Genomic DNA, 11,614 nt, shown 5'->3' on the forward strand with positions numbered 1-11,614 from the left:
TATAACGTTTTTTCTCATATATCGGCACCGTGACGCAGCGATATATGAGAAAAAACGACCTCTTTATAAGAGGTCATTTCCTTCACATTACTTTGCAGATTTAGCTGCTTCTAATGCTGCTTCATAGTTTGGATGGCTTGTACCTTCGCCTACGTATTCTACGTAAACTACTTTGTCGTTGCTATCTACTACGAATACTGCACGAGCAAGTAAACGAAGTTCTTTCATTACTAAGCCGTAAGCTTCACCGAATGAAAGGTCACGGTGGTCAGAAAGTGTTACAACATTTTCTAAACCGTTTGCTGCACACCAGCGTTTTTGAGCGAATGGTAAATCAGCGCTAATTGTTAATACTTTTGCGTTTTCAATACCTGCTGCATCTTGGTTAAAACGACGTGTTTGTGCATCACACACACCTGTGTCGATTGAAGGTACAACACTAATTAATTTTACTTCGCCTTTGTATGTTTCTAAACTTACTGGAGATAAGTCGTTTGCTAATACTTGGAAGTTTGGCGCTTGATCGCCAACTTTAACTTCTGTTCCAACTAAAGTCATTGGATTACCTTTAAAAGTTACGTTTGCCACTTGAAAATCCTCCCTTATTTAAACAAAATATGTACAATGTAAATGATAGTTTGTCCCTATCGATAATGCAAATAAAATCGCTTTATTTACAAAAAAATAAAAGAAGCTAACCTATTGATTAGCTTCTTTATTCGTTAAATTTGAAATTCAGGATCATCTTCTTTTCGTTTATCCATCATTTCTTTCACTTTATCAACAGCTTGTGGCGCTAATTCAATTATTTTATCGATGACATGCGTTTGCTTATCTAAATGTAATACTTTCACACCATCTCCATTTATAACAAGAAAGGCAACAGGATTAATAGAAACTCCTCCTCCACTTCCTCCGCCAAATGGATGACGGCCTGAATGTTCTACCCTACCAAATTCACTTCCACCAGCAGCAAATCCGAAACTTACTTTCGAAACAGTAAGAATTACACTTCCATCTGCCGCTTTAATTGGGTCACCAACAATTGTATTTACATCAGTCATTTGTTTTAAATGCTGCATTGCGGTTGTCATTAAACCTTGAATTGGATGGTCCATTCTATATCCCCCCTATGCTTGAACAGATTTTTCTGTCATACCAGATTTTTGCTGCCTCATAAATATGAGCAATTTCACCGCTGTTTTTATAGTACGAAATATACGAAAAGATGCTGTTAACTCGCATCTCGATGCAAATCCTTTCCCTTGAAAAACAGGAGTAATTTCAAATTCTGGTACATCGACAATATGCATATATTGTCCGACAACTCCAGCAGCCATTCCTTTTGTCCCCCATGCATATCCAGTGACAATTCCAGTACTAGCTGCGTCGCCTGCTCCAATTTGCGTATGCCATTTCCAACCATTGATTTTCACTCGTTTGAGAAAATCTTTAACGATAGTATGAACTTTTTGAAGCCTTTTTATCAGTTCCCCAATACTGTCAAGTTGCGCCATAATTTTATTATCTAGTCCGCCGTCCTCTTCAGCTTTTTCGATTTTCTGTCCTGTTTTTTTCTGCTGTTTTTCAATTCTTTCCAATACATCAAATGTATATCGAATCATCCATATTTTCACTTGAAATAAACATTGCTTTTCCATTTCTGAATATAAAAATGTCACCTTAAGCGATATTTTCGACAATAGTATAAGCAAAATAAAAAGGAGAAGAATTATTATTCCAATTACGAGCCACTTCATACGTATCATCCTTTCACTCCGTACCCATTATCGACAACTTTATTCATCATTAAACAGAGTCCCATAAGATTGAATATAAAAATTTTTCTAAAAATAAAAAGGTATTTTGACAATTTGTATCGAAATATATTATTTGAACATATCATCAGGGAACGGACTCTAATGATATGTAGCACGAAAAACAGAAAATTTAACTGCAGTGGAGGGATACATAATGGCAGATCGTCGCAATTTATTTTTCTTTTATGGTGATGACAAAGCAACGCTCGTTGAAAAAATGAAACCAATCTATCGTATTTTAGAAGAGAATGGATTTACCATATTAGATCATCCAAAAAATGCAAACGCTATCGTCAGTGTTGGAGATGATGCAACCTTCTTACAAGCCGTTCGTAAAACTGGTTTTAGAGAAGATTGCTTATACGCAGGGATTTCTACGAAAGATGAAACTTCGTTCTACTGCGATTTTCACATTGATCACATTGATACAGCCCTTCAAGAAATTACAAAAAATGAAATTGAAGTGCGAAAATATCCAACAATTCAGGTAGATGTAGATCATGGTACATCTTTCTATTGTTTAAATGAGTTCTCATTACGTTCTAGCATTATTAAAACATTCGTTGTAGATGTTCACGTTGATGATTTATATTTCGAAACATTTAGAGGGGACGGTTTAGTAGTTTCTACCCCAACAGGAAGTACAGCTTACAATAAATCATTGCATGGTGCAGTTGTTGACCCACTTATTCCATGTTTCCAAGTAAGCGAACTAGCATCTTTAAACAACAACACTTACCGTACGCTCGGTTCACCGTTCATTTTAAATCACGAACGTACATTAACTTTAAAACTAAGACCAGACGGTAACGATTATCCTGTTATCGGCATGGATAACGAAGCGCTTAGCATTAAACAAGTGGAAAAAGCTGTTGTACGCTTAAGCGATAAACAAATTAAAACAGTTAAATTAAAAAATAATTCGTTCTGGGAAAAAGTACAGAGAACGTTTTTATAGGATTAAAATAACCGCAGAATTATGGAATTCCATAATTCTGCGGTTATTTATTTACCCCGATTGACGCGAACAATAATCTCTTACTATCCGGCCGTTATTCTTGTCAGTTTTTGTCGGTAAGTCGATATATTTTAATAATCGCTGATATATTTTTACACATCTTTTCTATAGACAACTCGGCCATCTATTACGGTCATTTCTGCTTGTACTTCTTTTATTTCTTCTGCCTCAATTTCAAAAATATTGCGGTCTAATATTGTAAAGTCTGCTTCATATCCTTTTGTAATTTGCCCTCGTTTCGCTTCTTTTCCGATTGCATAGGCACTTCCTGTTGTAAATAAAGAAACAGCCTCATATACCGTTAATCTTTCCTCAGGCATATAGCATACACCGTCAATAAAACTTCTACGTGTAACAGCGCTATATATGCCTAGAAACGGATTTACTTGTTCAATAGGAGCATCTGAGCCACCATTACAATGTATTCCTGCTTCCAGTAATGTCTTCCAAGCATACGCATAACGAAGACGGTGTTCTCCCAGTTTTTCAATGACGGATGGAAAATCTGATGAAAGAAAGACTGGCTGTATATCGATAATGGCTTGCAAGTTTTTCATTCTTTCTATCAACTCTTCACGAGCAAGCTGACAATGAATAATACGGTCACGTAACCCTTCTGCTGGTGGATATAATTCGAGTGCATCAATAACATATTCAAGCGACAAGTCACCGATAGTATGAATCGCAACTGGCATATGTAAGTCTCGTGCTTTCTTCACTAATTCTGCAAGTTCTTCACGCGTGAAAATTGCAACCCCATTCGTTTTCTTTGCATCTTCATACGGTTCACTTAATAATGCTGTTCTTCCTCCAAAAGAACCGTCAGAAAAAATTTTCATTGCCCCAAATTCAATATAATGTTCATTTTCATATTCTTTTCGTTCATGTGCTACTTCATGGTGAACGAGCAAATGTGCTTTAAATGGCATTTCTTTTATAACGTGAGAAAACGCATTATGCGTTTTTCTAAAACCACCGTAGTAATTTAAATCTTCCGTATGCCCGCCTACAAGTCCGTATTTCCAGCAATCTTTAATCGCTGTTTGCAAAGCTCTTTGTAAATACGCTTCATCAATTTCAGGCTGAACATGTTTAATTAATTCTTGTCCTTGTTCATATAAAAGTCCTGTTAACTTATTTGATGAATCCCTACCGATTTTCCCGCCTTTTGGATTTTGCGTCGCTTCTGTTATGTTCGCTTCTTGCAATATGTATGAATTCACCCATGTAACGTGACGACAAACTCGCTTTAATAAAATGGGGTGTTCTTTCGAAATTTCATCTAAATCACGCGCGTGAACATCTTTCGTATCTGTAAAGTTATTTTCATTCCATCCTTCTCCAATAATCCAAGAGCCCTTTGGAGCTTCTTTCACTCGCTTCTGAACAAGAGTAAGCGCTTCACCATAAGATGTACAATTTGATAAATCTAGACGGAGTAATCTCTCTCCATGCCCAATAAGATGCATATGGCTATCAACGAGGCCTGGGATCATTGTTTTGCCTTTTAAATCGTGCAATGTAACCGCGGCATATTGGTTTTCTAACTCTTCTTTACTTCCAAAATCAACGATCGTACCGTTTTCAACGTAAACAGCGTCCACTTTTTCATTTTCTTCTCTCATTGTGTAAATGGTGCCGCCATACCAAATTTCTCCCATATATCCCATCTCCTTTATTTTTTATTGTATAAAAAAAAAGCACCATTTCAAAACATGGTGCTTTTCTAAAAATTACTTTTGTTCAGTAGTAGACGTTGTAACTTGCCATTCAATATTAAATTTATCTTTTACTTGTCCGTATGCTGGGCTCCAGAATGTTTCTTGAAGTGGCATGATAACCTCTCCACCTTCTTGTAACTTATCGAATACTTCTTTTGCTTTTTCTGCATTACTAATTTGAATTGCAATTGTTACTTGAGATCCGATTGCATGCCCTTGACCTGGGAATGTATCAGAAATCATAAGATCCGTATTACCAACTTTTAAAGTAGCGTGTAAAACGCGCTCTTTCGCTTCAGCTGGAATCGGGTATTCTGGATTTTCAGGCATGTCACCAAAAGTTTGCATGACTTCTACTTTTGCATCTAAAGCCTCTTTATAAAACTGTACAGCTTCTTGCCCACTACCATCTAAAACTAAGTACGGATTAATACCTAAAATCATACGGACACCTCTTTTTTAAGTTTATAAAATCGAACTTGTGTTCGTTTTTATATTATCATTGTTTTGCATTTCATTCAACTATTTACTTCACTGTTTTCAAAATTATTTTGACGGAATCTCCATCTCTTGTTTTCTAAGTTCAATACGGCGAATTTTTCCAGAAATCGTTTTTGGTAGTTCATCTACAAATTCAATTTTGCGAGGGTATTTATATGGTGCAGTGAGTTCTTTGACGTGTTGTTGGAGTGTTGGAATTAATATTTCTTCGTTCTTTTCTATATTCTCTCTTAATACGATAAATGCCTTCACGACACTTCCGCGAATTTCATCAGGACTTGCGACAACCGCACATTCTCTTACGTAAGGATGTTTTACAAGCGCATCCTCTACTTCAAACGGCCCGATTGTATAACCAGAGCTAATAATGATATCATCACCGCGCCCTTCAAACCAGAAGTAGCCGTCTTCATCTTTCTTCGCTTTATCACCTGTAATATAATAATCACCGCGGAATTGCATCGCTGTACGCTCATCGTCTTTATAATATTGTTTAAAGAGTGCCGGCGTTTCAATGTGAACTGCAATATCACCAACTTCGCCTACTTTAACTGGAATACCTTCCTCATTTACGATATCGATGTGGTTACCTGGCGTTGGTTTCCCCATTGATCCTGGTCTAATATCCATCCCTTTCATTACACCAACAAGTAGTGTATTTTCCGTTTGCCCATAGCCGTCTCTTACTGTAATATCAAAGTGCTTTTGGAATGTTCCAATGACTTCTCTATTTAACGGCTCACCTGCGGATACAGCGCTATGTAACGCCTCTAAATTGTACTCGCTTAAATCTTCTACCTTTGCCATTAATCTATACTCAGTCGGTGTACAACAAAGCACATTCACCTTATTATCGTCTAATAAATTTAAATACGTTTTCGGTTCAAACTTGCCGTTGTACACAAATCCTGTTGCCCCTGAACCGAGAGTTGCTAAAAACGGGCTCCAAATCCACTTTTGCCACCCTGGACTAGCCGTTGCCCATACAACATCATTCTCTTCAATTCCGAGCCAATTTGGGGCGCTTGTACGTAAATGAGCGTATGCCCACGCGTGCGTATGAACGACACCTTTCGGGTTTCCTGTCGTCCCTGACGTGTAAGATAAAAAGACCATATCTTCTTTATCTGTTTTCGCCATTTCTAACATGTCACTTTCTGTTTCTAATGCTGTTTTTAAATTGATCCATCCGTCTACTGACTGCTCGCTCAGGACGAATTTTTGAAGAGATTCCATTGCTTCTATATCATCAAACTGTCCAATGTACGGCTCATAGCTTACTATCGCTTTTACTTCGCCATGTCCAATTCGATATTCGATATCTTTTTTACGCAACATTTCCGAACTCGGAATTACAACAAATCCTGCTTTAATCGCAGCGATATACGTCATGTATGCTTCAATTAAGCGCGGCATCATAATAAGGAGCTTGTCCCCTTTTTGTAAGCCACTTTTTATAAAAGCGTTTCCAATTTTATTTGCACCTTGCATTAATTCAAAATATGTAACTTCTCGTCTATTCCCTTTATCATCTTGCCAAATTAAAGCAAGCTTCTCTTTATCGTCTGTATATTTCTCTATTTCTGAAACTAAATTATAAGATGGTGGTGCCAACAATTCCTCTCTCTTCATAAACATCCTCCTTTTTCTTTATGCCTCCCTTATATAATAAAGAATTTTCAGTAAATTTTGAACCCTCTTCTTTTGACAATTTTTTTATGCTTTTGTCGAAATGAATTTATACTAATTTGAACAACAAAAAGAAAGAGCGGGAAAACCCGCCCTTTCTAAGCCATCGTATATGGGATTATTTTTGGAAACCGCCTAATTGTTGCTCAGCTAGTGAAACTAGACGTTTTGTAATTTCGCCACCAACAGAACCGTTAGCGCGAGATGTTGCATCCGCTCCAAGTTGAACACCAAACTCTTGAGCGATTTCGTATTTCATTTGGTCTAATGCTGATTCAGCACCAGGAACCGCTAATTTATTTGTGCTACGTGCCATGTTATATCACCTCCTTGTGAGTATAGAGTGTGATAAATAACATGACTTCATACACATTTTAGATATGGTAATTTATGGTTTTAGAAAAGTTCTTCGAATTTTTCTTCTTCCGCCACTACTTCAACTGTTTGTAATACCATTGTTTCTTTGTTCGCTACAGCTTGTTCGATTAACGGTGTGAAATCGTATTTCGCTTCAAATCGATTTGCTTTTTCACGCTTCGGCTTCGTCGCCGGGCTAGCTGGTGTGAATACTGTACAGCAATCTTCGTATGGACGAATTGAAATATCATACGTGCCGATTTCTTCAGCAATTTTAATAATTTCTAATTTATCCATCGTAATAAGCGGACGAATAACTGGGTAGTTTGTTACTTCGTTAATCGTATGCATACTATCTAATGTTTGGCTTGCTACTTGTCCAAGACTTTCACCAGTTGTGATTGCAAGTGCATTACGCTCCTCAGCAATCTGCTCTGTAATACGCATCATCATACGGCGCATAACCGTCATTGAATAGCTAGATGGGATTTCTTTATTAATCATTTTTTGCACTTCTGTAAACGGAATAAGGTGAAGCGTTACACGTTTACAGTATTTCGTTAACTCTTGTGCTAAATCGATTACTTTTTGTTTTGCACGCTCACTTGTGAAAGGTGGGCTATGGAAGTGAACTGCTTCCACAGATACGCCGCGTTTCATCGTTAAGTACGCTGCTACTGGGCTATCAATACCACCAGAAAGAAGTACCATTACTTTTCCGCCAACGCCAACTGGTAAACCGCCAGCTCCCATGTGCTCACCACACATAATATAGCTGTAACCACTGCGAATTTCTACACGTACATTCACATCTGGATTATGGACGTCTACTGTGATATCCTCTGTATTTTCTAAAATGTGCCCACCGATTCCTGGAAGTAACTCCATCGTCTTCATTGGGAAGCGCTTATCAGAACGGTGCACTGTAATTTTAAATGTTTTCACATCATCTTTTACTTGTAAGAACGCTGCTAATGCACCTTTTTTAATGTCTTCTAATTCTGATGGTACTTTCATCGCTAAGTTAAACTTATGAATACCAAATACGTCTTTCAATCTTTCAGAGATTGCTTCATGATCTTCACCATTTAACTGGATGTACATACGGTCATGCGTTGCATCAATTTTAATATTTGGGAACTTTTTCAGTTTGAACTTCACGTTATCTTTTAATGTGCTTACAAATTTAGAACGGTTTTTACCTTTTGTCGTCATTTCTCCGTAACGCACTAAAATATATTCATATGTCATCATATTTCTTTACCTCATCACTTCATATAATTTTGGCATCGTCTCTTTTACAATACCTTCAAATTGTTTTACTTCTTCCATCGTGTTGTCTGGTGCCAAACTAATACGAATAGCACTTGCAGCTGCTGCATGCGGCACTCCCATCGACACTAACACTCTGCTTACTTCATTTGCTTTTGAAGAACAAGCAGACTTCGTCGATACATATACACCGTGCTCTTCTAAAGCATGAACGACTACTTCTGGTTTTAAACCAACAAATGATACATTTAAAATGTGCGGTGCTGCATATGCAAGCGATGTATTAATTGTCACATCTTCCATCTCTTTAAAGAAGCTGACAAGCTCTGCTTGTAAACTTTGCAAATGAACTACCTTTTCTTTCACTTGTTCCATTGTCATGCGAAGAGCTTTCACCATCGCTACAATGCCAGGTAAATTCTCTGTACCAGAGCGATACTTAAGCTCTTGTTGACCACCTGATAAAATCGGATCTAATCTTACACCATCACGTATATAAAGAAGACCCGTTCCTTTTACACTGTGGAATTTATGTCCAGATATTGAGCAAAGATCAATATGAGAAGCATATAAATCAAGCGGTACTTTTCCTATCCCTTGTACATGATCTACATGGAATCTTATTTTCGGATGATTCGATAATAACGTTCCAATTTCAGCAACGGGCTGAATTGCTCCAGTTTCGTTGTTCACATGAATAATTGATACAAGAATCGTATCTTCACGAAGTGCTCGTTTTACATCCTCTACCGATACAACACCATGCTCGTTAACCGGTAAATATGTTACATCAAATCCGAGTTCTTCTAATTGCTTATATGCCTCAAACACAGACGCGTGTTCAATATTTGTTGTAATGATATGTTTGCCGCGCGAACGATTCCTCATCGCTATCCCTTTAATCGCAAGGTTGTTCCCTTCCGTTCCACCTGATGTGAAAATAATTTCAGAAGGTTTAACGTGAAGAAGCTGCGCTGCAATCGTTCTTGATTGTGTTAATAGACGCTCTGCCTCTCCTCCAAGCGAATGAATAGAAGAAGGATTACCAAAATATTTCCCAGCAACCGTCACGTACGATTGAAGAGCTTCTGGATATGGCTTCGTCGTCGCACTATTATCAAAATAGATCATCGTTCTTCCCCTTTCAGCGCTATCACATCATATAATCATATCATAAATACGTGTCATTACGCTAAGACTACGCAAAGGTTCCGTTTTATCCCGATTAGTGAATAATAATAATTAGTGAGATACCCCCACTGATTACAGTTTCACTTTATTTTGAAACGAATAACCTTACTGTATTCCGCTATTCATTATAGCAACATCGCCTGCAAAATTACACAAAAAAACAAACCCTTTTATGAAAGGGTTTGTTCATTGTCTACATATTCAGCTATTTTTTGAACAACACCAGGTTCAAGTTGCTCTAGTACAGAAGCGGCTTGTTCTAAAGCTGCATCGTATTGATATTCACGGAATAATTTCTCCGCATAATTTAAGCTTTCTGCAAGGCTTTCATCATGACTGCGGTAACGGTTACCGTATTGAATTAATTTTTCAACTAAATACGCTTGTCCAATTAACTCTTCTGTCATTTCAGCTACACCGTTCACAGTTGTGTATGCTTCTTCTAAACTGCTATTTACAGCGTTCATATTTAACGGCTTCACTTCTAATTGTTCATATACAGCTTGCATTGCCATTTGCCCTCTTTTTAAATCTTCCATAATACTCTCTGGGAGACCTGGCAAATTCGACTTTTGCATAAAGCGTTTCGTTTCGAAAATAGTATTTCGCATTTCTTGTAACTTCTCACGCGCTTCAAATTCTTCTTTACGCATCGTTTGCAGCATTTCTTTATATTCTGCATGAAGTACTTTTAACGTTTCACATTGCTCATAAACCTCTTCAAGTTCCTCACGAATAATAGAGAAGGCAATATCTTGTTCAGCAACGCGTAATTGTAGCATTTCAAAACGTTTCGTTAAAATGTGCATTTGCTTTTCAATTACTTTTTGAGATTCAATATCCTTATCTTGCAATTGATAGCTTTGTTTCACAAGTTGTGTTTCTGTTTTCGTTTCAATCGTTTCGATACGTATTTCTTCTAAGTCTTCATAAACAGAAAGTGTTTTTTGCTCCACATAATGTCTCGCATGCACCTCTTGCTCAAGTTGATCATAGAAACCATCTAAACGAGTTTTTAAGTCTTCCACTTTTTCAGCCGCTTCTGTTATATGAAGCTCCTGTATATCCATTAAACATGTGTTTAGTTGTGTCGTCATATCACGAACTTCTTTAGGGATTTCCAAATACTCTAATACATAACCTTGTCTTACCATATCATTATGACCCTGTAATAAATCTTCCAGTTGAACTGGTAGCGTCGCTTGACACTCTACTAATAAATCTGGAATTTGGTGAATAATGATTTCTAAACTTGCTAAACCTTCTTCTAAACTAATAACAATTTCTCTCGCTTTTAAGTAGTCACCATTATCTGTTGCTTCTTCAAAGCTTTTAAATTTATTAGATTCAGCGTCTAGCATCTCTTCGATTTTCTGCTCTGCTGCTCCATACATATGTCTATGAGCAAGAACACTCTTTTTCATACTACGATATGTATCACGTAACCCTTCAATTTCCGAGCTATTTTTCTCATGGCTTTCTAACAATTGCTGTAATTCATTTAAAACACCTGTAATACGATTATCAGCGTCATCTAAACCACTTATGGATTCGTTCATCGCATGCTTTGCTTTTCGGAAGGAGAATTGCGAGGCGAATTTTCGCGCTTGCGCTAAATCTTTGTCAGCTTTCGGAAGGGTTGTTGATACAATTTCATCCCATTCTTCACGCCATTTACCAAACAGTTCTTCTGTTTGACCCGTCATGTTTAAATCTTTTACCCGTTTTAGTTCATCTGCCACAGGTTTATCTTTTATCTCTTGTTTCCACTGCTCCAGTGCTTCAATATCTTTATATGAACGATTTCTTATCACAAGCTCTATCATGAGCAGCACTAGAATAGAGCTTACTACAATGATAACGATCGTCAGGATAGAATCCATGCAAAAAAGCCTCCTAGTTATATCTCTTTTTTTGTCCGTTCCGTTTATGAAATGGAAGGCATTATGTATAAAAAGGGAATTCCCCTATATTTAACAACTAACAATGTACTAATCATACCATGTAATGGCTTGTTTTTGACCTAGTTTTTTTAAAATTTCATG

The 11,614-nt window shown here is 37.2% G+C and carries 11 protein-coding genes; 1 reads left to right on the forward strand and 10 read right to left on the reverse strand.

What is annotated here, in order from left to right:
• Window positions 1–87 precede the first annotated feature (87 nt).
• The 3 genes from tpx to N2V79_RS22755 all read right to left on the reverse strand — a co-directional run bounded on the left by tpx (window position 88) and on the right by N2V79_RS22755 (window position 1,769).
• Complete coding sequence (gene tpx, locus N2V79_RS22745) at window positions 88–588, reverse strand: thiol peroxidase (RefSeq protein ID WP_000024527.1); 501 nt, start codon at window positions 586–588, stop codon at window positions 88–90.
• A gap of 134 nt (window positions 589–722) precedes the next feature.
• The gene (ytfJ, locus tag N2V79_RS22750; RefSeq protein ID WP_000350007.1) at window positions 723–1,118 is read right to left on the reverse strand and encodes a GerW family sporulation protein; all 396 of its coding nucleotides are present in this window, start codon (window positions 1,116–1,118) and stop codon (window positions 723–725) included.
• Between the two features lie 12 nt (window positions 1,119–1,130).
• Complete coding sequence (locus tag N2V79_RS22755) at window positions 1,131–1,769, reverse strand: DUF2953 domain-containing protein (RefSeq protein WP_002094156.1); 639 nt, start codon at window positions 1,767–1,769, stop codon at window positions 1,131–1,133.
• Window positions 1,770–1,974: 205 nt separating this feature from the next.
• Here N2V79_RS22755 and N2V79_RS22760 point away from each other — a divergent pair, with 205 nt between their 5' ends.
• The gene (locus N2V79_RS22760; RefSeq protein WP_000785183.1) at window positions 1,975–2,778 is read left to right on the forward strand and encodes an NAD kinase; all 804 of its coding nucleotides are present in this window, start codon (window positions 1,975–1,977) and stop codon (window positions 2,776–2,778) included.
• A gap of 152 nt (window positions 2,779–2,930) precedes the next feature.
• On the opposite strand, the gene N2V79_RS22765 is transcribed toward N2V79_RS22760, so the two are convergent.
• From N2V79_RS22765 to ezrA, 7 genes are all read right to left on the reverse strand, one after another.
• Complete coding sequence (locus tag N2V79_RS22765; protein ID WP_069356298.1) at window positions 2,931–4,499, reverse strand: amidohydrolase; 1,569 nt, start codon at window positions 4,497–4,499, stop codon at window positions 2,931–2,933.
• 72 nt (window positions 4,500–4,571) lie between these two features.
• The gene (locus tag N2V79_RS22770) at window positions 4,572–5,003 is read right to left on the reverse strand and encodes a VOC family protein (protein ID WP_000600350.1); all 432 of its coding nucleotides are present in this window, start codon (window positions 5,001–5,003) and stop codon (window positions 4,572–4,574) included.
• Window positions 5,004–5,105: 102 nt separating this feature from the next.
• On the reverse strand, window positions 5,106–6,692 hold the full coding sequence (gene mbcS, locus N2V79_RS22775; RefSeq protein WP_340720227.1) for an acyl-CoA synthetase MbcS: 1,587 nt from the start codon (window positions 6,690–6,692) through the stop codon (window positions 5,106–5,108).
• A 175-nt stretch (window positions 6,693–6,867) separates the two neighbouring features.
• Entirely contained in the window at window positions 6,868–7,065 is a 198-nt protein-coding gene (locus tag N2V79_RS22780) for an alpha/beta-type small acid-soluble spore protein (RefSeq protein ID WP_000124490.1), read from the reverse strand.
• A gap of 80 nt (window positions 7,066–7,145) precedes the next feature.
• Window positions 7,146–8,360, reverse strand: a complete 1,215-nt coding sequence (thiI, locus tag N2V79_RS22785; RefSeq protein ID WP_340720228.1) for a tRNA uracil 4-sulfurtransferase ThiI — start codon at window positions 8,358–8,360, stop codon at window positions 7,146–7,148.
• 6 nt (window positions 8,361–8,366) lie between these two features.
• On the reverse strand, window positions 8,367–9,509 hold the full coding sequence (locus tag N2V79_RS22790; RefSeq protein WP_340720229.1) for a cysteine desulfurase family protein: 1,143 nt from the start codon (window positions 9,507–9,509) through the stop codon (window positions 8,367–8,369).
• Between the two features lie 230 nt (window positions 9,510–9,739).
• Complete coding sequence (ezrA, locus tag N2V79_RS22795) at window positions 9,740–11,452, reverse strand: septation ring formation regulator EzrA (RefSeq protein ID WP_000377317.1); 1,713 nt, start codon at window positions 11,450–11,452, stop codon at window positions 9,740–9,742.
• Between the last annotated feature and the right edge of the window lie 162 nt (window positions 11,453–11,614).

This window comes from Bacillus sp. CH_70 (assembly GCF_038007045.1).
In the GTDB taxonomy this organism is placed as follows: Bacteria; Bacillota; Bacilli; order Bacillales; family Bacillaceae_G; genus Bacillus_A; species Bacillus_A cereus.